The 19,480-nt window shown below is 67.9% G+C and carries 16 protein-coding genes; 9 read left to right on the top strand and 7 right to left on the bottom strand.

Annotated features, from left to right (window positions below; genetic code table 11):
* Positions 1–158 precede the first annotated feature (158 nt).
* Together IEX50_RS06345 and IEX50_RS06340 are read right to left on the bottom strand one after the other, a co-directional pair.
* Positions 159–1,385: an endo-1,4-beta-xylanase gene (locus tag IEX50_RS06345; protein WP_229673688.1), complete on the bottom strand. Its 1,227-nt coding sequence runs from the start codon at positions 1,383–1,385 to the stop codon at positions 159–161.
* Positions 1,386–1,484: 99 nt separating this feature from the next.
* Positions 1,485–3,575, bottom strand: a complete 2,091-nt coding sequence (locus IEX50_RS06340; RefSeq protein ID WP_157175138.1) for an alpha-glucuronidase family glycosyl hydrolase — start codon at positions 3,573–3,575, stop codon at positions 1,485–1,487.
* A gap of 115 nt (positions 3,576–3,690) precedes the next feature.
* Between IEX50_RS06340 and IEX50_RS06335 the strand changes: the two genes are divergently transcribed.
* Complete coding sequence (locus IEX50_RS06335) at positions 3,691–6,111, top strand: glycoside hydrolase family 3 N-terminal domain-containing protein (RefSeq protein WP_373285281.1); 2,421 nt, start codon at positions 3,691–3,693, stop codon at positions 6,109–6,111.
* Between the two features lie 60 nt (positions 6,112–6,171).
* Here IEX50_RS06335 and IEX50_RS06330 read toward each other — a convergent pair whose 3' ends face one another.
* Positions 6,172–6,423: a DUF6356 family protein gene (locus tag IEX50_RS06330; protein ID WP_157175139.1), complete on the bottom strand. Its 252-nt coding sequence runs from the start codon at positions 6,421–6,423 to the stop codon at positions 6,172–6,174.
* A 110-nt stretch (positions 6,424–6,533) separates the two neighbouring features.
* Here IEX50_RS06330 and IEX50_RS06325 point away from each other — a divergent pair, with 110 nt between their 5' ends.
* From IEX50_RS06325 to IEX50_RS06315, 3 genes are all read left to right on the top strand, one after another.
* A complete protein-coding gene (locus IEX50_RS06325; RefSeq protein WP_157175140.1) occupies positions 6,534–7,004 on the top strand; it encodes an Lrp/AsnC family transcriptional regulator in 471 nt (156 codons plus the stop codon).
* 65 nt (positions 7,005–7,069) lie between these two features.
* On the top strand, positions 7,070–7,702 hold the full coding sequence (locus tag IEX50_RS06320; RefSeq protein WP_157175141.1) for a L,D-transpeptidase family protein: 633 nt from the start codon (positions 7,070–7,072) through the stop codon (positions 7,700–7,702).
* A 63-nt stretch (positions 7,703–7,765) separates the two neighbouring features.
* The gene (locus tag IEX50_RS06315) at positions 7,766–8,848 is read left to right on the top strand and encodes an AI-2E family transporter (RefSeq protein ID WP_157175142.1); all 1,083 of its coding nucleotides are present in this window, start codon (positions 7,766–7,768) and stop codon (positions 8,846–8,848) included.
* Here IEX50_RS06315 and IEX50_RS06310 read toward each other — a convergent pair.
* The 4 genes from IEX50_RS06310 to hppD all read right to left on the bottom strand — a co-directional run bounded on the left by IEX50_RS06310 (position 8,845) and on the right by hppD (position 12,371).
* Positions 8,845–9,207 (bottom strand): Rieske (2Fe-2S) protein, encoded by a 363-nt coding sequence (locus IEX50_RS06310; protein WP_157175143.1) that lies wholly within the window; start codon positions 9,205–9,207, stop codon positions 8,845–8,847. The two genes, IEX50_RS06315 and IEX50_RS06310, sit on opposite strands and share 4 nt — an antisense overlap.
* Entirely contained in the window at positions 9,204–9,842 is a 639-nt protein-coding gene (gene maiA / locus IEX50_RS06305; protein ID WP_157175144.1) for a maleylacetoacetate isomerase, read from the bottom strand. Before maiA ends, IEX50_RS06310 begins: the two co-directional genes overlap by 4 nt.
* On the bottom strand, positions 9,839–11,134 hold the full coding sequence (gene hmgA, locus IEX50_RS06300) for a homogentisate 1,2-dioxygenase (RefSeq protein ID WP_157175145.1): 1,296 nt from the start codon (positions 11,132–11,134) through the stop codon (positions 9,839–9,841). The genes maiA and hmgA overlap by 4 nt, the downstream gene beginning before the upstream one ends.
* Positions 11,135–11,306: 172 nt before the next feature.
* A complete protein-coding gene (gene hppD / locus IEX50_RS06295) occupies positions 11,307–12,371 on the bottom strand; it encodes a 4-hydroxyphenylpyruvate dioxygenase (RefSeq protein WP_157175146.1) in 1,065 nt (354 codons plus the stop codon).
* Positions 12,372–12,455: 84 nt separating this feature from the next.
* Between hppD and IEX50_RS06290 the strand changes: the two genes are divergently transcribed.
* From IEX50_RS06290 to IEX50_RS06270, 5 genes are all read left to right on the top strand, one after another.
* A complete protein-coding gene (locus IEX50_RS06290; RefSeq protein WP_157175147.1) occupies positions 12,456–12,932 on the top strand; it encodes a MarR family winged helix-turn-helix transcriptional regulator in 477 nt (158 codons plus the stop codon).
* A gap of 186 nt (positions 12,933–13,118) precedes the next feature.
* A complete protein-coding gene (locus IEX50_RS06285; RefSeq protein ID WP_229673686.1) occupies positions 13,119–15,413 on the top strand; it encodes a putative bifunctional diguanylate cyclase/phosphodiesterase in 2,295 nt (764 codons plus the stop codon).
* Positions 15,414–15,502: 89 nt separating this feature from the next.
* The gene (locus tag IEX50_RS06280) at positions 15,503–17,611 is read left to right on the top strand and encodes a TonB-dependent siderophore receptor (protein ID WP_157175148.1); all 2,109 of its coding nucleotides are present in this window, start codon (positions 15,503–15,505) and stop codon (positions 17,609–17,611) included.
* Positions 17,611–18,183: a hypothetical protein gene (locus IEX50_RS06275; protein WP_157175149.1), complete on the top strand. Its 573-nt coding sequence runs from the start codon at positions 17,611–17,613 to the stop codon at positions 18,181–18,183. The genes IEX50_RS06280 and IEX50_RS06275 overlap by 1 nt, the downstream gene beginning before the upstream one ends.
* Entirely contained in the window at positions 18,180–19,472 is a 1,293-nt protein-coding gene (locus IEX50_RS06270) for a PepSY-associated TM helix domain-containing protein (protein WP_268237753.1), read from the top strand. The genes IEX50_RS06275 and IEX50_RS06270 overlap by 4 nt, the downstream gene beginning before the upstream one ends.
* Positions 19,473–19,480 lie beyond the last annotated feature (8 nt).

Here is a 19,480-nt window from a genome sequence, read left to right as displayed (position 1 = left end):
TGAGAATGGGCTGTTCTTGGTGACGTGGTCGTCGCCAGCCTAAGCCCCCCACCCAACCCTCCCCCCGGTGGGGGGAGGGCTAAGAGACCTTCGCTTGTGGCCCCCCTCTCCCCGAGGGGAGAGAGCTTTTCTGTTGGTCTGGTGGCGACCTTTTGGCGTTAGCTGCGGACGGGTGCTGCGGTAATCGCCGCCGAGATGGCGGCGCGCATGGGTTTGGGGGCGAAGTCGGCGTCGTAGGGGCAGGGGCGGCGTTTGGCGCCGTCCTTGCGCGGTTCGAAGCCTTCGATCCAGCTGTAGCGGTCGGACATGCCCCAGAGCAGGACGTCGCGGAGCGCGGGGTAGGCGAACATGACGTCGAGATAGCCGCGCGTGAAATCGGCGACCGCGGTGTCGCGCGGGGCGATGTCGGCGGGCAGGTTGTTGTCGCGGACGTCGAGTTCGGTGATGACGAGCTTGTAGCCCATCGCCGTCACGGCATCGAGGAAACGCCGCCACTCGCCCTCGATCGCGGCGATACCGGTGCGGGCGTCCATCCCCTGCGTTACGAGGTGCGACTGGACGCCGAGCGCGTCGACGGGGACGCCGCGCCGCTTGAACCCTTCGAGCAGGCGCAGGACGCCGGCGCGGTGGTTCGCGTTGCCCGGCTCCCAGCTCATATAGTCGTTGTAGACGAGCTGAGCGCCGGGGGCGGCGGCACGGGCGGTGTGGAAGGCGAGGTCGAGCGTCGCCTCCGGCCCGCCGAGCGCGCGGGACAAAGCGGTCTGGTAGAGCGTGCCGTCGGCGGGGGTGACCGCTTCGTTGACGACGTCGTAGCTCGGAATGCGCGCGCCGTAGCGCCGGCACACGGTGTTGACATGCTCGACGAGCAGCCGCTCCGCCTCCCGCGACGGCGAGCTGCCGAAGTCGTGATTCTCCTCCCACGCGGGCATCCACTTGGGCTGGTGCCAGAGCAGGTTGTGGCCGCGGACGGGGAGGTTGTTGGCGGTCGCCCAGTCCATCATCGCATCGAAGCGGGTGAAGTCGAACTGCGTGGCGCTGGGGCGGATCGCCTGCCACTTCATCTCGTTTTCGCCGACCAGGATGCCGCAGTCACGCTTGAGCAGCGCGGCATAGGACGGGTTGGCGAACGAGCCGCGATCGGCACCGGGCGCACCCCAGGCGAAGCAGGACCCGACGCGCAGGCCGCGGGCCGTGGCGAGCGTGTTGAGCCCGACCGGTTCCGCAGGGGCGGCAGCGGGCGGGGTGGCGACGGGAGTGGGCGTCGGGGTGGGCGGGACCGATGCGGTCGGGGTCGGGGTGGCTTGCGTCGCGCCGCCGGCCCCGCCGCAGGCCGAGACGCCCATGCCGGCCAGCAGGACGAGACTGTCCCGTCGAGAGATATGCATTTCAGTCCGCTCCCAGCCTGTTCTTATACCGCTACCATGACAGCGGCGGGGCGGCTGTCAACCGCCGCCGCTCGGCTGTTTCCGGGCAGTTTCCCGCTGTTACTGCGGGTTTCCGGGCGGGTAGGGGAAGGTCTGCGCCTTGTACCAGGCCAGGTCGTGCGCGGGGGGCGGCGAGCCGGCCGGGAGCGGCAGGTTGTTGAGCGACATCCAGTAGGAGAGGCTGGCGTCGCGCCACCAGCGGGCCTCGCGTGCCTGGACGGCGAGAAACTCGTCGGTCTTCTGCCAGCGTTCGGGGTCGACCAGCGGCTTGGTCTGCTGCCACTGGGTGCGGAGCGTGTCGACCGTTGCGACGCCGCGGTCGTAATGCTGGACGAGCGTGTCCCACAGCGTCGCGCCGGAGGCCATGCGGTAGGTCCACGGCAGGTGGTGGAACCAGAGCAGTTCGTTCTCCGGCGTGGTCTTCGGATCGGCGTAGAGTTTCGCCAGCCCGGGGGCATATTGTGCGACCGCTTTGCTGCCCGTCTTCGTGCGATCGAAGCCGATCCCGGCGGCGTCCGCGCGGTGATAATAGACCGGGTTCCATTCGGGGCGCTTCAGGTCCGCGACCCAGGGGCCGGGGCCGTAATGATGGCCGGTCGCCATGAGGTGGGCGAGGCCGAGCGGGCCGGTATAGTCGACGACCGCCTCCCGCGAGGCCATCATCATCGCGACGACGGTATCGAGCAGTTTGGGGTCGGTGCCGAACGTCTGCATCGCCCATTCGCGCGCGATCGCCTGCGGCGTCAGCGACGGATCCCAGGCGAGCCGGCCGTAGGCGTACCAGTTGGCCTGGTTGAACGACGATCCGGTCCAGTCGCGGGAGTCGCCGATGTTGGCGACGCCGGCGATGGCGCTGAGGCGGTGCCTGTCGAGCGAGCCGTCGATGACCTGCGACACGCGGGCATGGCCGCGTGTGTGGGTGTCGGCGGTCAGCGTTTCGGAGAAGAGTGGGGCGAGGTAGGCGAGGTGCGTCGCGAAGCCGAGATATTCCTTCGTGATCTGGAATTCCGGGGCGATCGGGGTGCGGGGCATGGCGCCGAACAGCGGGTGGAACGGTTCGCGCGGCTGGAAATCGAGCGCGCCGTTCTTGACCTGGACGATCACGTTCTTGGCGAACTGCCCGTCGAGCGGCTTGAATTCGTCATAGGCCTGTTTCGCGCGGTCGTTGGGATCGGTGTCGGCATAGACGAACGCACGCCACAGCACGATGCCGCCATGCGGGCGGACCGCGGCGGCGAGCATGTTGGCACCGTCGGCATGGCTGGCGCCGTAGTCGCGCGGGCCGGGCTGCCCTTCGCTGTTGGCCTTCACCAGGAAGCCGCCGAAATCGGGGATGGCGCGGTAGATCTCGTCCGACTTCGCCGCCCACCAGGCGGCGACCGCCGGGTCCTTCGGGTTCGCGGTCTTCAGCCCGCCGAGTTCGACCGGGGCGGAAAAGCGCGCGGAAAGATAGACCTTGATGCCGTAGGGCCGGAAGATGTCGGCCAGCGCCGCCGCCTTGGCGATGTAGCGCGGGGTCAGGCTTTCGACCTTGGCGTTCACGTTGTTCAGGACGGTGCCGTTGATGCCGAGCGAGGCGTTGGCGCGCGCATAGTCGGTGTAGCGCGGATCGCGGTAGTCGGGCAGCGTCCACCAGTCCCACAGCGAGCGACCGGCATAGCCGCGTTCGACGACGCCATCGAGATTGTCCCAATGGTTGAGCATGCGCAGGCCGACGCGCGGACGCGACGTCAGGTCGATCCGCGTGGGGGCGGCGCCGGTGGCGAGGTGGCGGAGGAGCGCGAACGTGCCGTAGAGGATGCCGCGATCGGTGCCGGTGACCAAAGTGACGGGGCGGCCGTCGATCGTGACCGAGCGGACGAGATAGCCCTCGTCGCCGAGCGTCGCGACGGGGAGGCGGAGTGCGGTGACGGCCGGATCGTTCGCGTGGGCGAGCATGACGGGGCCGAGGCCGGCGGGGTTGGCGCGGCGCAGTTCGGCCGCGGCGGCGGCGAGCATCGGGGTCTGTTCACCGCGGACGGTGACGGGGTCGGCAGTCTGGCTCGCGGTTGCGGGCGCGTAGCGCATCCAGAGGCGGTAGCCGTCCTCCGCCTGGGCGGCCGTCGCGCAGGCGAGCAGCGAAAGCCCGAGATACCATCGTCCTGTACGCATCGTCTCTCCTTCGGCGGTGGCCGCGATCATTGACAGGCGCGGCGCGTCCCGGTCATGATAACGTTATCATGGTGACGGCGTCCCGAGCAACGCCGCACCGCAGGGAGAGTGACACTTGGGCGACCACATCCACAAGACCGCGCATGATCAGACCGCCGCCGGGACCCGTCGCGACATATTGCGCTGGGGTGGCGGGGTGTCGTTGCTCGCGTTCCTGCCGGGGGCCGGGCTGTCCGCCACGGGCAAGGCGGCGGTGGTGTACCGCGATCCGCGCGCGCCGGTGGACCTGCGCGTCCGCGACCTGATGGCGCGGATGACGCTGGAGGAGAAGGTGGCGCAGACGATCGCGCTGTGGGGCACCAAGGCGGGCGTGATGCGCGACGGTGGGCTGGATTTCGATCCGGCCAAGGCACGCGCCGCCTACCCGAACGGGTTCGGACAGGTGACGCGGCCGTCCGACCGGCGCGGCGGGCCGGAGGTGGCGGAGGTCGCCGGCGGCACGGGTGCGCGCTGGCGCGGGACGGCGTCCACCGTGGCGTTCGTGAACGCGGTGCAGAAGTGGGCGCGTGAGGATACGCGGCTGGGCATCCCGGTGCTGTTCCACGAGGAGGCGCTGCACGGCTATATGGCGCCCGACGCGACGAGTTTTCCGCAGGCGATCGCGCTGGCGGGCAGTTTCGACCGCGACCTGATGCGGCGTGTGCAGTCCGTGATCGGGCGCGAGGTGCGTGCGCATGGCAGCCATTTGGCGCTGTCGCCGGTCGTCGATATCGCGCGCGACCCGCGCTGGGGGCGGATCGAGGAGACGTTCGGCGAGGACCCGTATCTGTGCGGCGAGATGGGTGTGGCCGCGGTCGAGGGATTGCAGGGCGACAGCGCGACGCTGGGCGCGGGCAAGGTGTTCGCGACGCTGAAGCACATGACCGGACACGGGCAACCGCAGGCGGGCAACAACATCGCCCCTGCGCCGATCGCGATGCGCGAGTTGCACGAATCCTTCTTCCCGCCGTTCCGCGCGGTGGTGGAGCGGACGAAGATCGCGGCGGTGATGCCGTCGTACAACGAGATTGACGGGGTGCCGTCACACGCCAATCGCTGGTTGCTGGGTGAAATCCTGCGCGGTGACTGGGGGTTCGACGGGGTCGTGGTGAGCGATTACGGCGCGGTCGAGGAGCTGGAGCGCATCCATCATGTCGCCGCCGATCGCCAGGCCGCGGCGCGGCTGGCGCTGGCCGCGGGGGTCGATTCCGAGCTGCCGGACGGGACCGCGTTCCGCACGCTGGCCGACCAGGTGCGGCGGGGCTTGGTGGCGCAGGCCGATGTCGACCGGGCGTGTGCGCGGATCCTGAAGCTGAAATTCCGTGCCGGTCTGTTCGAGCAGCCGTTCGCCGATGCGCAGGCGGCGGCGGGGCTGACCGGGAATGCGGAGGCCCGCGCGCTGGCGCTGGAGGCGGCGCGCAAGTCGGTGTGCCTGCTGACGAACAACGGGGCGCTGCCGCTGGCGGCGGGCAGGCGGATCGCGGTGATCGGGCCGAACGCGGCGGTCGCGCGGCTGGGCGGATATTCGTCCGAACCGCGCCGGACGGTCAGCCTGCTGGAGGGCATGCGCGCGGTGGCGGGCGCCGGTACGACGATCCTGCATGCGCAGGGCGTGTTCATCACCAGTGCCGAGAACCGGTCGGACGATGCGGTGGTGCTGGCCGATCCGGCGCGCAATCGGGCGCTGATCGCGGAGGCTGTCACGCTGGCTCAAACCGCCGATGTCGTCGTGCTGGCGATCGGCGATACGGAGCAGACGAGCCGCGAGGGGTTCGCGGCGAACCATCTGGGCGACCGGACCGAACTGGACCTGGTCGGCGAGCAGAATGCGTTGTTCGACGCGCTGAAGGCGACCGGCAAGCCGGTGGTGGTGGCCGCGATCAACGGGCGGCCGCCGAGCTGGCCCGACGTGGTCAAGCGCGCCGATGCGTTGCTGGAGTGCTGGTACGGCGGCCAGGAGGGCGGCACCGCGATGGCGGAGGCATTGTTCGGGCGGATCAATCCGGGTGCCAAGTTGCCCGTCACGGTGGTGCGCGAAGTGGGGCAGGTGCCGCTCTACTACAACGCGAAGCCGTCGGTCGGGCGCGGGTATCTGTTCGCGGAGACCGTGCCGCTGTTCCCGTTCGGGCATGGGCTGAGCTACACGAAGTTCGAGATCGGGGCGCCGGTGCTGTCGGCGCCGCGGATCGGGAATGCGGGCAGCGTCACGGTCTCGGTCGAGGTCGCTAATGTCGGGCCGCGGGCGGGCGACGAGGTGGTGCAGGTCTATGTCCACGACCAGGTCGCGTCGGTGGCGCGGCCGGTGCGCGAGCTGAAGGGGTTCGAGCGCGTGACCCTGGCACCCGGCGAGCGCCGGACGGTGAAGTTCGTGCTGGGGCCGGAGGCGTTCCGGTTCTTCGACATCGACATGCGCGAAGTGGTCGAGCCGGGGCTGTTCGACATTGCGGTGGGGAACAGTTCGACGGCGCTGAAGACGGCGACGCTGGAGATTGCGTGATCGCCGTCGAGGCGTGACCGGATCATGTTTCGCCACATGCCCAACCGAACGGGGTGGTGGCTAAGTTCTGATTGGTGCGGTCGTGCCTCCGTCGCGGATAGCGTTCGCCCGCGTCCGGTTGAGGACCATGCGGTCGTGCAAACGGGCGATCGCTTCGCTGCCGGTGCGGACGAAGAGCGCGGGGAACAGCGCGTGGATCAGGCAGGCGGTGCCGGCGAGCAGCATCGTGCCCGCGAACCAGGCCGCGGTGCGGAGATGTTCGAAGTAGGTTTCGCCCACCGCGTGCGGATGGTCGGTGAAGTGATGCCTCATGCGCGCGTCCTTTTGATGCGGCGAGGATAGTCGACGGGGACGCGAACAGGTTTCTTTTCTGGCGGCAATGAGGCAGTTTGGCGGTTCGAATTTGCTACCTGGAGCCGGTTATGGAGAATATCGTTCTCGATGCGGTTGATCGGCGACTGCTGGCGGTCCTGCAGGAGGATGCGACGGTGGCGATCGCGGAGCTGGCGGAACGCGTCGGGCTGTCGACGACGCCGTGCTGGAAACGGATCAAGCGGCTGGAGCGGCTGGGCGTGATCGAGCGGCGCGTCGCTATCCTGAACCGCGAGACGCTGGGGCTGGGCGTGACGGTGATCGTCGCGGTGCGGACCGCGCGGCATAGCGACGAGTGGTTGCAGACATTTTCGGACGAAGTGGCGCGGATGCCGGAGGTGGTCGAGTTCTATCGGATGAGCGGGGAGATCGACTATCTCCTCAAGATCGTGGCGCGCGATATCGCGGATTACGACCGGATTTACCGCAAGCTGACCAAGGTCGCGGACCTGCACGACGTGACGTCGTCGTTCGCGATGCAGGAGATCAAGTCAACGACCGCGCTGCCGCTGCTCGACTGAGATCAGACCGCTGGCGTGGCGGCGGGCGGGCGGTTAGGCTGTCCGGCGGGCATGGGGGGCGATCGATGCGGCGACTGTGGTACGGTCTTGTGTTGGGCATGCTCGCGTTGGCCGGGTGCGGGAAGCCGCCGGTGCTGTCGGTGGATCCCGCCGCGTTCGACGACCGGCATTGCGCGGGTGCCGGGATGCGCGAGTGCACGCTGCTGGCGACCGGCGATGGGCGGTTCGTGCTCGCCGTGCCGGGGCAGGTGACGCGGCCGTCGAGGGCGGCGGTCAAGGCGAAGGTGGCGGCGGCGGAGCTGGCGCGGGCGCGGCGGCAGGGGCTGCGCGTGCTGGTCAGCCTGCCGCAGCAGAAGCTCTATGTGTTTCGCGATGCCAAGCTGCTTCATACCGCGCCGGTGTCGACCGGGACGCCCGATCACCGGACGCCGACCGGCACGTTCCGGGTGATGGAGAAGGCGGTGACGCACCATTCGAACCGGTACAGCAACGCCCCGATGCCGTTCATGCACCGGCTGACAAGTTACGGCATCGCGATCCATGCGGGGGCGTTGCCGGGATATCCGGCGTCGCATGGCTGCATCCGGGTGCCGCGCGGGTTTGCGCGGACGTTGTACGGGCTGACGCGCGTGGGGACGGTGGTCACGATCACGCGGGCGCGGCCGGCGAGCGCCGCGCGGGCGCTGACGCTGATCTAACGGGGTTGCGTCGCGGGGCGTTTTGGTTCGTAGCGGCGTCATGATGCGAGTGGCGGAGGCGGCATGACGATCGACAGACGGCGTTTCGAGGATGGCGGGCTGATCCTGTTCGTCGTGCTGGTCACCATCGCGACGGGTGCGGTGGTGTCGAGCTTTGCCGGGGCGCTGCTGTGGAGCATGCTGGCGGCGATCCTGTTCCAGCCGCTGTATCGCCGGTTGCTGGCGCGCAATCCGAAGCGCGAGAACCGCGCCGCGGGGCTGACGATGCTGATCATCACGGTGGCGGTGGTGATCCCCGCGCTGGTGATCGGGACGATGGTCGTCGATCAGGCGAGTTCGGTCTACACCAGCATCCGATCGGGGCAGATCAACTTCGCGTCCTACTTCGCGCAGGTGCATGACGCGCTGCCGGGGCGGTTGCGGCGGTTGATGGACGGCGCGGGGCTCGGCAGTTTCGAGCGGACGCAGGCGCAGGCGTCGAACCTGATCGGTAGCCGGGTGAGTTCGATCGCGTCGCAGGCGTTGTCGATCGGGCGCGATGCGGCGGCGTTCGTGCTGGCGTTCGGCATCGCGCTGTACGTCACCTTCTTCCTGCTGCGCGACGGGCAGCGGCTGGGCGCGGTCGTTAAGCGGTCGTTGCCGCTGGAGCCGTCCGTGTCCGAACGGCTGGTCAGCAAGTTCGTGGCGGTGGTGCGCGCGACGATCAAGGGATCGGTGATCGTCGGGCTGGTGCAGGGCGGGCTGGGCGCGATCACATTCTGGATCGTGGGCGTGCCGGCGGCGTTGCTGTGGGGACTGTTGATGGCGGTGACGGCGTTGCTGCCCGCGGTGGGGCCGGCGATCATCTGGGTTCCGGTCGCGATCTACCTGCTCGCCACCAACGCGATCTGGCAGGGGATCGTGGTGATCATCAGCGGCGTGGTGGTGATCGGGATGGCGGACAATATCCTGCGGCCGATCCTCGTCGGGCGCGATACGGGTATTCCGGATTGGGTTGTGCTGGTGACGACGCTGGGCGGGATCGAGCTGTTCGGGCTGAGCGGGATCGTGGTCGGGCCGGTGATCGCGGCGCTGTTCATCACCGGGTGGCAGATCTTGAGCGAGCAGCGCGGTGTGGCGGTGGAGGACGACGCGGCGGCGGCTTAGGCGGTGACGATATTGCCGTCGGCGACTGTGACGGGCCAGGGGGTGAGACGCTGGCCGGTGCAGGGGCCGCCGACGCAGAGGCCGGTGTCGATTTCGAACAGTGCCGAATGCCAGCTGCAGGCGATGAGGTCGCCGCGCGGGGTCAGGTAGCCGTCGAGTTCCTTGGCGAGCGAGACGCCCAGGTGCGGGCAGCGGTCGACATAGCCGAACAAGTCCGTGCCGTGCCGCACGACGAAGCCGTGGAAGCGGCCGGCGCGGAGTTGCAGGACGAAGTTGCGCGCGGTGCCGTCGGCGATGAGGTCGACTTCGCCGAGTTTTACGCCGGGGGGCGTTGCGAAGATGCGTTCGCTGGACGTCATGCGTGGTCGGCGTCGGGTTGGCGGTCGGGATGCGCGCTTTTGAACGCATCAAGATCGGCGGCGCGGGCGTCGGCGGCGACGAGTGCGGGATAGGGTGTGAGATCGACCGCGAAGCGGCGTGCCGCGTAGAGTTGCGGAACGAGGTGACAGTCCGCGATCGTAGGGATGTTGCCGTAGGCGAAGCCGTCGCCGTGACGTTGGACCAGGACCTCGAGCGCGGTGAAGCCGTCGCCGATCCAGCGGGCGATCCAGCGCTTGATGGCATCCGGTGTCGCGTCGAACTCGGTGCGGAGCGTGTCGAGCACGCGGAGGTTGTTGAGCGGGTGGATGTCGCACGCGACGATCGCGGCCATGGCGCGGACGATCGCGCGGGCGTCCGCGCTGGCGGGGAGCAGCGGCGGGTCGGGATGACGCTCGTCGAGCCATTCGAGGATGGCGGGGCTTTGCGTCAGGACCATGCCGTCGACGTTGAGCGCCGGTACGAGTGGTTGCGGGTTCAGCGCGGCATAGTCGGGCGCGCGCTGTTCGCCGCGGCGCAGGTCGTGCGTGACCTGGTCGTACGCCAACCCCTTCAGCGCGAGCGCGATGCGGACGCGGTAGGCGGTGCCCGAGCGCCAGTAGCCGTGCAGGATCATTCGGGTAGCTGCGCCTTGGCGAAGCCGGTCCAGACCGCGTCGTAATCAAGCTGCATCGTCGGGGTTTGGACCGCCCAGCGGGTCGGGCGGACGACGTGGCGCGTTTCGAACATGAACGCCATCGTGTCGGCAATGCGGTGGGGGGCGAGCTCGGCGGCGATCGCCTTGTCGTAACTGGCGCGGTCGGGGCCGTGGCCGTTCATCTGATTGTGGAGCGACGCGCCGCCGGGGGCGAAGCCGCCTTCCTTTGCGTCGTAGGCGCCCAGGATGAGGCCCATGAACTCGCTCATGACGTTGCGGTGGAACCAGGGCGGGCGGAACGTGCCCTCCGCCACCATCCAGCGTGGCGGGAAGATAACGAAGTCGCAGTTCGCGGTGCCGGGCGTGTCGCTGGGCGCGGTGAGGACGGTGAAGATCGACGGATCGGGATGATCGAAGCTGACCGTGTTGATGGCGTTGAAGCGGGTCAGGTCGTAGCGGCAGGGGGCGAGGTTGCCGTGCCAGGCGACGACGTCGAACGGCGAATGATCGAGCGTGGTGGTCCAGAGCCGGCCCTGGAATTTCTGGACGACCTCGCACGGCGCGTCGCTGTCCTCATACCATGCGATCGGCGTTTCGAAATCGCGCGGGTTGGCGAGGCCGTTGGCGCCGATCGGGCCGAGATCGGGGAGCCGGAACAGCGCGCCGTAATTTTCGCAGACATAGCCACGCGCCTGACCGTCGGGCAGCGCGATGCGGAACCGGACGCCGCGCGGGATGATCGCGATCTGGAGCGGGGCGAGGTCGATGCGGCCGAGTTCGGTGTCGATCGCGAGCCGCCCCTGTTCGGGGACGATCAGCAGTTCGCCGTCGGCGGAGAAGAAGGCGCGGTCCATGTCGCGGTTCGCGGCATAGAGGTGGATGCCGACGCCGCTCTGGTCCGCGACACTGCCGGTGCCGCCGTAGCTGACGAGACCGTCGAGCCAGTCGAGTGGCTCGGTGGGCAGGGGTAGGGGGTCCCAGCGCAGGCGGTTGGGGGAGGGCGGGATATCGTTGTAGGGAGCGGACTTGAAGCGGGGCGCGCCGGCGTAGGGGGTGAAGGCGGGGTGGTTGGCGGTCGGGCGCAGGCGGTAGAGCCAGCTGCGGCGGTTCTCGCTGCGCGGCGCGGTGAAGGCGGTGCCGGAGAGTTGCTCGGCATAGAGCCCGAACGGGACGTGCTGCGGCGAGTTGCGGCCGATCGGGAGCGCGCCGGGGACGGCCTCACTGGAGACGTGGTTGCCGAAGCCGGGTTGGTAGGTGGGTGCTTGCGTCATGGTGTTTCCCTTTCCTCCGGCCGGTCTCCAGCGAGACTTACATAGAAACCCGTCCATGCCGAGCGGCGTCTAGGTACGCTTCCCCCCGAGCGTAGCCGAGGGGCGCTGTTGGCTTATCGACTTCGCTCGAAGGATCCCTCGAATTCGCTCGGAATAAGCGAGTTTGGTTGGGTTAGGCGTCGACGGTTATCACGCCCCGGCGAATCTGGTCGAGCTCAATACTCTCGTACAAAGCCTGGAAATTCCCGTTGCCGAAGCCTTCGTTGCCCTTGCGCTGGATGATCTCAAAGAAGATCGGGCCGAACATCGGTTCGGTGAAGATCTGGAGCAGCAGGCCTTCCTCGCCGACGTTGCCGTCGATCAGGATGCGGTTGCGGCGCAGGCGTTCCAGGTCGTGGCCGTGGCCGGGGACGCGTTTGTCGACCAGTTCGTAATAGGTCTCGATCGTGTCCTGCAGCTTCACGCCGCGGGCGCGGAGCTTTTCGACGGTGGCGAAGATGTCGTCGGTGGTGAGTGCGAGGTGCTGGATCCCCTCGCCATTATAGTCGCGCAGGAATTCCTCGATCTGGCTGTGATCGTCTTGGCTTTCGTTCAGCGGGATGCGGATCGCGCGGTCGGGGGCGATCATCGCCTGGCTGAACAGGCCGGTCGCCTTGCCCTTGATGTCGAAGAACTTCTGTTCCTCGAACCCGAAGATGCGACCGTAGAATTCGGCCCAGGTCTTCATCTGGCCGCGGCGGACATTGTGGGTGAGGTGGTCGAGCAGGTCGAGCCCGACGCCGTTGGCGGCCTCCGCCTCCGCCGCACCCGGGACCGGGGTCCAGTCGTCGTAGAGCGAGCCGCGCGCGCCGTGCCGGTCGACGAGGTAGAGGATCGAGCCGCCGATCCCCTCGACCGCGGGCACGCCGTCGAGCGCCGCACCCTCGGGCGCGGGCTTCGCGCCGGCGGCGATCGCGTTGTCGTAGGCGGCGCGGGCGTCCTGCACGCGGAACGCCATCGCGCTGGCCGACGGGCCGTGCGCGGCGTGAAAGGAGGCGGCGTGGCTGTCGGGCTCGCGGTTGAGCAGCAGGTTGATGCGGCCCTGCTTGTAGCGTGTGACGGCGCGGGTCGGGTGGACCGAGGCGGGGACGAAACCGAACTGTTCGAACTGGTCCGCCAGACGGTCCGGATCGGCCGAGGTGAATTCCGCGAACTCGAACCCGTCGAGCCCCATCGGGTTGACGTCCATATGCTCCATCGCCGGTATCCTCATCCAAACTGGTATCTTATGACACTAAGATGCAGCTGTCGTGCCATCGTGTCAACTGATACGACCCGAGGGATGGACCGCCCGACGCTCGCCCTCGACGACTTCATTCCGTACCGCCTGTCGTTCACGTCGAACCTGGTCAGCGATACGATCGCGGGGACGTACGAGGCGCTGTTCGGGCTGACGATCCCGGAATGGCGGCTGATCGCGGTGGTTGCGGAGACGGGCGGGATCACCCAAGCGGCGATCGGGACGCGGACGCGGATGGACAAGGTGACGGTCAGTCGCGCGGCGATCGCACTGGTCGGGCGCGGGTTGCTGGGGCGGGCGCTCAACCCGGACGACGGCCGGTCGCACCTGCTGAGCCTGACCGATGCGGGGCGGGAGTTGCACGCGCAGATTGCGCCCAAGGCAATGGAGCTGGAGAGCCGAATCTTCGCGCGGTTTGATCGTGACGAGGTGGAGCGGTTCGTGGCGATGCTGCGGCGGATCGATGCGATCACGCTGGCGATCGGAACGCCTGGCGGCACGGAGCCGGGCGACGATTGATTCGCCGATCGGGCGTGAGACTCTATGGCTACCCCGTCGGAACGAGGCAGCATCGAGCCAAAGCGATCAGCGGCCGTAACATCCTTTAAAGTCTACCTACAATATGTTCGGTATCGTCGGCACGTCTGCGTCGCGGACGTGAGTTGCGCGTTGAGCGACGCAACAATGCCCTCCCGAAAGTGACCGATGCACATAGAGTTACCTGTTCTGCGCGCCGACGATGCCATCGATCCGGCTTATGACGTCGGCTCCCAATCCGCGCGTCTGGGGGTGTTCGAAGCGATTGTGGAACAGGCGGCGCGGGCGACCGCCTGTTCGACGGCGATGATCTGCGCCATGCGAGACGGCGAACTGGTGCCGCTGGCCGTCAACCGGACCGCCGCGTTGCCGACCGTAATACCCTATCGGATGGGTGCCGACGGCAGCGTCGTGCCGGATGTGGCAATCTGCGTCGACGGATCGCCGATCGCACTGGGATTCCGCGGCGAGGGCGGCGACGACGTGCGGTTTGCCGCAGCGGCGCCGATCGGGGGTACGGACGGCGCGTTGCTGATTGTCCTCGATACGCAGCCGCGGGCGGGGCTGAGCGCGGCGCAGACCTATGTCCTGCGATCGCACACGGCGCATCTTGCGACACTGTTCGACCTGATATTCCTGCAGGACCGGGTGGATAATCGTGCGGGCAAGGCGTCGCTGGAGCGGTTACGGCTACTGGAGTCGGTGGCGGTCCATGCGCGCGATTCGATCGTCATTACCGAAGCGCAGCCGGTCGACCTGCCCGGGCCGTGCATCATCTACTGCAACGCGGCGTTCACCCGGACGACGGGCTACACCGCGGAGGAGGTGATCGGGCTGACGCCGCGTGTGCTGCAGGGGCCGAAGACCGACCCGAAGTCGCGGGCGCTGCTGCGCCGTGCGCTTGAGACGTGGCAGCCGATCGAGATCGAGATCATCAACTACCGTCGCGACGGCAGCGAGTTTTGGGTCGAGTTGAGCATCGTGCCGGTGGCGAACGAGCGCGGCTGGTTCACGCATTGGGTGTCCGTCCAGCGCGATATCACCGAGCGCAAGGCAGCGCAGGAACTGAGCGCGCGGGTGCGCGTGGCGGAACTGGAGAACCAGGCGCTGGCCGGCGAGATACTGGAGCGCAAGCGGATCGAGGCGGAACTGCTCTACACCGCGTTCCACGATAACCTGACGCGGTTGCGCAACCGGGCGTTCTTCATGGAACGGCTGTCGAAGGCGCTCGACCGCGAGCGGTTGCAGGGGGCGACGACCTGCTCGGTGCTGTTTCTGGACCTCGATCGATTCAAGGTCGTCAATGACAGCCTGGGGCATCTGGCCGGCGACGCGCTGATGAAGGAGGTTGCGCAGCGGCTGCGGCGGTGCGTGCGTCCGCAGGATACGCTGGCGCGGATTGGCGGCGACGAGTTCGCGATCCTGATCGAGGATGCTGCCGACCTGAACACCCCGGTGAGGATCGCGGAGGCGATCATCGAGGCGTTGCGCGCGCCGGTACAGCTCGGGCGGCAGAGCGTGTTTCCGTCGGCAAGTATCGGCGTGGTGCCGGCGGGCGAGCCGGGCGTGGTGCCGGACGACCTGATGCGCGACGCCGATATCGCGATGTATCAGGCCAAGCGCGCGGGCGGCGGCGACTATGCGATCTTCGACGCGACGATGCACGACGATGCGGTCAGCCAGCTGACGTTGCAGACCGACCTGCGTCAGGCGGTGGAACGCGGGGAGTTCCACCTGGCCTATCAACCGATCGTCGATCCGGCGAGCGGCGCGATCCAAAGTTTCGAGGCGCTGTTGCGCTGGACGCATCCCGTCCGCGGGCCGATCAGCCCGGCGGACTTCGTGCCGGTCGCCGAGGAGATCGGGCTGATCCGCCAGATCGACCGATGGGTGATGCACGAAGCCTGCGCCCAGCTTGCGCAGTGGCAGCGCCGGTTCGACGATCCGGCGTTGCGGTTGAGCATCAACGTGTCGGCCGCCGGGTTCGTGGACCGTGATTTCGTGACCGCGTTGTCGGACGTGCTGGACGAGTTCGGGCTAAGACCGCAGACGCTGGAGCTGGAGATCACCGAGGGCATCTTCCTGCATCCATCGGCTGAGATCGCAGGCGCGATCGGCGCGGTGCGCGACATGGGCGTGCGGATTGCGCTCGACGATTTCGGGACGGGCTACTCGTCGCTGAGCTACATCAACCGCTATCCGATCGACACGATCAAGATCGACAAGTCGTTCATCGACGGGGTCGGCAGCAACCGCGAGACGCGCGCGATCGTCGAGCTGATCGTAAAGCTGGGCGCGACGCTGGACCTGAACATCATCGCGGAGGGCGTCGAGACGCAGGCTCAGACCGACATTCTGATGCAGATCGGATGCCGCGCGATCCAAGGCTATCATTTCGCCAAACCGCTGACACCGGAGGATGCGACGCGGGTGCTGGCCGCGGGGGGTGCCGCCGCGCCCTGAGACCAACGGGACGAACCGTACTGATCCGCTCTTGATATTGCAAATCGCTCGCATTATCAGCGCCCCAACGAATTTGGGGGGTTTCAAGAATGCGAGTGATCAAGCCGTTGCTGCTGTCCGTGACCATGCTTGCCGGGACACCCGCGCTGGCGCAGTCGGCCGATCGCGATGCCGATATCGTCGTGACGGGGCAGGCGCGCGCGGGGAATGCAGCGACCAAGACGGACACCCCGGCGATCCAGGTGCCGCAGCCGGTCACGATCATTCCGGCCGAATTGTACCAGGCGCAGGGTGCGGTCTCGATCTCTGACACGCTGAACTACGTCGCGGGCGTGCAGTCCAATCCGTACGGGCCGGACAGCCGGGTCGACAGCGCGACGATCCGCGGGCTGACGGCGTTGCAGTTCCGCGACGGGATGCGCGACATCTACAGCTTCTACGCCAGCATCCGGGCGGACCCATATAATTTCGACAGCGTGCAGGTGCTGCGCGGGCCGTCGTCGATGCTGTTCGGGCAGGGGTCGCTGGGCGGGCTGATCAACCTGAATTCCAAGCTGCCGTCCGCGGCACCCGCGGGCGAGATCGCGGTGCGGTACGGATCGTTCGATCGCAAGGAGGTGCTGGCCGACCTGACCGGGCCGATCGCGAGCAACCTGACCGGGCGGATCGTCGCGCGGGTTCGCGATGCGGGGACGCAGACCGACCATGTGCCCGACGACCGCGTGATGATCGCGCCGTCGCTGACCTGGTCGCCGGGGGCGGACACCGACCTGACGCTGCTCGGCCTGTATCAGGAGGACGATGGCGGTTCGACGGCGCAGTTCCTGCCGCTGGTCGGCACGATCCTGCCGAACAGCGCCGGCAAGATCCCGAGCGACCGGTTCGTCGGCAAGCCGGGCTGGGATCGGTATGACGGGCGGTTGCTGCAGGGGACCGCGTTGCTGACGCACCGGTTCGGGGAGACCGCGAAGCTCAGCATGAAGGCGCGCTATATCGACAGCGACCTGACGTACCTGACGCATTATCCGGACAGCTATTCCAACCCGACCAATCCGTATGTGGAGCTGGACGCCACGGGGACGCCGGTCAGCGATCCGGATGGCCGCTCGATCGGGCTGTATGCCGACGGCAGCAAGGCGCGGATGGAGGTGTTTTCGACCGACAACAATGTGACGCTGAACTTCCGCACCGGGGCGGCGATCCAGCATGTTGTGCTGGGCGGCGTCGACTACAGTCGGAGCCATGTCCGCAAGGTCGCCGGGTTCGGGTTCGAATATGTCGACATTTACGATCCGGATTATGCCGCGCTGTCCGATTATGGCGGGGGCCTGCCCGAGTCGGCGGTGCCGTCGGAGGATACCGAGCAGACGCAGCTTGGTTTTTACGTGCAGGACCAGATGCGGTTGTGGGACCGTGTGTCGGTCGTGGTCGGCGCTCGGCGCGATCGGGTGACGTCGCAAAGCTTTGCCGCGGATCGTACGGTGCAGCATGCGACGACGTTCCGCGCGGGCGTGATCGGCGAGATCGTGCCGGGGCTGTCGCCGTTCTTCAGCTATACCGAGAGTTTCGAGCCGATCGCGGGGACGGCGAGCAACGGCAACCCGTTCCTGCCGAAAGCCGGCCATCAATATGAAGCCGGGCTGAAGTACCAGCCGAACGATGCGAGCATGGTGTCGGTTACGGGATACCGGATCAAGGAGACGAACCGGCCGGTCGACGACCCCACCACGGCCGATCCGTTCGACCAGCGCCAGGCTGGGTCGCTGACGTCGAAGGGCGTCGAGTTCGAGGCGCGCACGCTGCTGCCGGGGCAGGTTCAGCTGATCGCCAACTACAGCTACAACGAGGCGGAGATCGACGGGACGAACCAGCAGCTGGAGAATGTGCCGAAGCATAATGCGTCGTTGTGGGCGGCGCGGTCGTTCGCGCTGACCGACGATGTCAGCCTGCGGATCGGCAGCGGCGTGCGCTATTCGGGCAAGAACCGGTCCTATGGCCCGGCGTTTCCGGACGGAATCGTGACGCCGGACTATACGCTGGTCGACGGGTTCGCCGAGGTGCGGTGGCAGCGCTGGGGGCTGGCGATCAATGCGACGAACATGCTGGGCAAGGACTATTACTCGGCCTGCCTGGCGCGCGGCGACTGCTTCGTCGGGGCGGAGCGGAACGTGTTCGGTACGCTGAGCTACCGCCTGTGATGGACGATGCGTCGCTTGGTCTGTGGGTGGCATGCGCGCTGGGGGCGGGCGCGGTCGGCGTGCTGCGCGGGGCGCGGTCACTGGAGCGTCGGGCGAGCGGGTGGAATTCGCTCGGTTGGGGCCTTATCGTCGCTTCGGTCCTGTCCGGTTGGGCGGCGGCGGGCGCTTGGGGCGTTTCGGTTGCGGCGCTGGTGACGATGGGGGCAGCGTTCGTTGCGCTGACTGTCGCGGCGATCCGGTGTCCGCGGGGTCGAGCGGTGGCGGCGGGGCGGCGGGTCGCGGTGCAGGCGCGGGAGCCGCGGGCGATCGGGCGGCGGGTGACGACGTTCGTGATGGTCATGCCGGGCGGGTTCGCTGCGGCGATCCTGCTGGCGCTTGGGCTGCGCTGGCTCGGGCTGGCGGTCGGTTGGGGGGAGGCGAATGCCAATGTCGCGGCGCTGTATGCGGTACCGGTCGGCTGGGCGGTGCTGATCACCATCCTGTTGATGCAGGTGCGCCGGCGTAGTCAGGTCGCAACGTTGCTCGTCAGCGGTGCGACCGGGTTGCCGATGCTGATGGGGGCCGTCGCGTGACGATCGCACCGGGGGCCTCGACCGTCCGATCCGCCCTGTCCGCGCATGCCGCGATGGGGTTGCTGGCTGGGGCGTTGCTGTATCTCGTGTGCCTCAGCGGGACGGTGCTGGTGTTCTACCAGGAATGGCAGCGCATCGAACAACGCGACGCGCCGGAGATGGCGCGGATCGATCCGCAGGCGGTGCAGCGCGGCGTGGCGGCGGTGCTGGCCAAGGAACAGGGCAAGCCGGCCAGCGCGCATCTCTATGTCCACATGCCGGTGCCCGAACTGCCGCGGGCGACGATCACGACTGATCATCAGGCGGTGCATCTGGACGCGCAGGGGCGGATCGCGGCGCCCGAGCTGAACCACTGGTCCGAGTTTCTGTACGCGCTGCATTATACGCTGAACGTGCCGGGGGTGGTCGGCATGACGATCGTCGGGGCGCTGGGGATGCTGATGGTGGCGCTGTCGGTGACCGGGCTGATCGCGCATCCGCGGATCTTTCGCGACGCGTTTCGGCTGCGTGCGCGGCACGGCGGCGGCGTGGGCATGGCGGACTGGCACAACCGGCTGAGCGTCTGGACGCTGCCGTTCGGGCTGGCGATCGCGATTACCGGCGCGGTGATCGGGCTGGCCGGGGTCGGGACCGCGGTGCTGGCGCGGGTCGCTTATGGCGGCGATATCGCGGCGGTCTATGCGCCGATCTTCGGCAAGGAAGCGAAGCCCAACGCGGCGAGGGCACCGGTTGCGGATGTCGCTGCCGCGCTCGTCCAAATGGAGCGCGTCTATCCGGACATCGCGGTTACTTACGTGACGCTGCACGATCCGGGGACGGCGGGGCAGCATGTCCAAATCGTCGGGCGGCATGCGCGCCGGCTGATCTTCGGGGAATATTACGACTTCGACGCGGCGGGGCTTTTTACTGGAACTGCCAGGCTGGCGGACGGGGCGATCGGGCAGCAGGCGGCGGCGTCGAACTACAATTTGCATTTCGGCAACTATGGCGGGCTGCCGGTGAAGATCTGCTATGTCATGTTCGGGCTGGCGCTGACGATCGTCAGTGCGACGGGCGTCTATATCTGGCTGGGCAAGCGGCGGCGGCGCGGGTTGCGTGAGCCCTGGCTGCGCGGTGCGTGGCATGGGGTGGTGTGGGGTGCGCCGGTTGCGCTGATCGGGACGCTTGGGGTGCGGTTGGTTGCCGGGGACGCGGCGCCGTTCACGGCGATCTTCTGGACCGGCTTGCTGCTGGCGGTGATAGGCGGGGCGGTTCTTGCGGGGCGTCGCGAGCGCGCGCTGACGGCCTAGCGTGCGGG

Source organism: Sphingomonas prati (genome assembly GCF_014643515.1).
In the GTDB taxonomy this organism is placed as follows: domain Bacteria; phylum Pseudomonadota; class Alphaproteobacteria; order Sphingomonadales; family Sphingomonadaceae; genus Sphingomonas_R; species Sphingomonas_R prati.
This window is presented reverse-complemented; position numbering and strand designations above follow the sequence as displayed.

Excerpts from the sequence above, each read along its gene's own strand:
- IEX50_RS06345 (WP_229673688.1), bottom strand. The coding sequence starts at position 1,385 with ATGCATATCTCTCGACGGGACAGTCTCGTCCTGCTGGCCGGCATGGGC.
- IEX50_RS06340 (WP_157175138.1), bottom strand. The coding sequence starts at position 3,575 with ATGCGTACAGGACGATGGTATCTCGGGCTTTCGCTGCTCGCCTGCGCG.
- IEX50_RS06330 (WP_157175139.1), bottom strand. The coding sequence starts at position 6,423 with ATGAGGCATCACTTCACCGACCATCCGCACGCGGTGGGCGAAACCTAC.
- IEX50_RS06325 (WP_157175140.1), top strand. The coding sequence starts at position 6,534 with ATGGAGAATATCGTTCTCGATGCGGTTGATCGGCGACTGCTGGCGGTC.
- IEX50_RS06320 (WP_157175141.1), top strand. The coding sequence starts at position 7,070 with ATGCGGCGACTGTGGTACGGTCTTGTGTTGGGCATGCTCGCGTTGGCC.
- IEX50_RS06315 (WP_157175142.1), top strand. The coding sequence starts at position 7,766 with ATGACGATCGACAGACGGCGTTTCGAGGATGGCGGGCTGATCCTGTTC.
- IEX50_RS06310 (WP_157175143.1), bottom strand. The coding sequence starts at position 9,207 with ATGACGTCCAGCGAACGCATCTTCGCAACGCCCCCCGGCGTAAAACTC.
- maiA (WP_157175144.1), bottom strand. The coding sequence starts at position 9,842 with ATGATCCTGCACGGCTACTGGCGCTCGGGCACCGCCTACCGCGTCCGC.
- hmgA (WP_157175145.1), bottom strand. The coding sequence starts at position 11,134 with ATGACGCAAGCACCCACCTACCAACCCGGCTTCGGCAACCACGTCTCC.
- hppD (WP_157175146.1), bottom strand. The coding sequence starts at position 12,371 with ATGGAGCATATGGACGTCAACCCGATGGGGCTCGACGGGTTCGAGTTC.
- IEX50_RS06290 (WP_157175147.1), top strand. The coding sequence starts at position 12,456 with ATGGACCGCCCGACGCTCGCCCTCGACGACTTCATTCCGTACCGCCTG.
- IEX50_RS06285 (WP_229673686.1), top strand. The coding sequence starts at position 13,119 with ATGCACATAGAGTTACCTGTTCTGCGCGCCGACGATGCCATCGATCCG.
- IEX50_RS06280 (WP_157175148.1), top strand. The coding sequence starts at position 15,503 with ATGCGAGTGATCAAGCCGTTGCTGCTGTCCGTGACCATGCTTGCCGGG.
- IEX50_RS06275 (WP_157175149.1), top strand. The coding sequence starts at position 17,611 with ATGGACGATGCGTCGCTTGGTCTGTGGGTGGCATGCGCGCTGGGGGCG.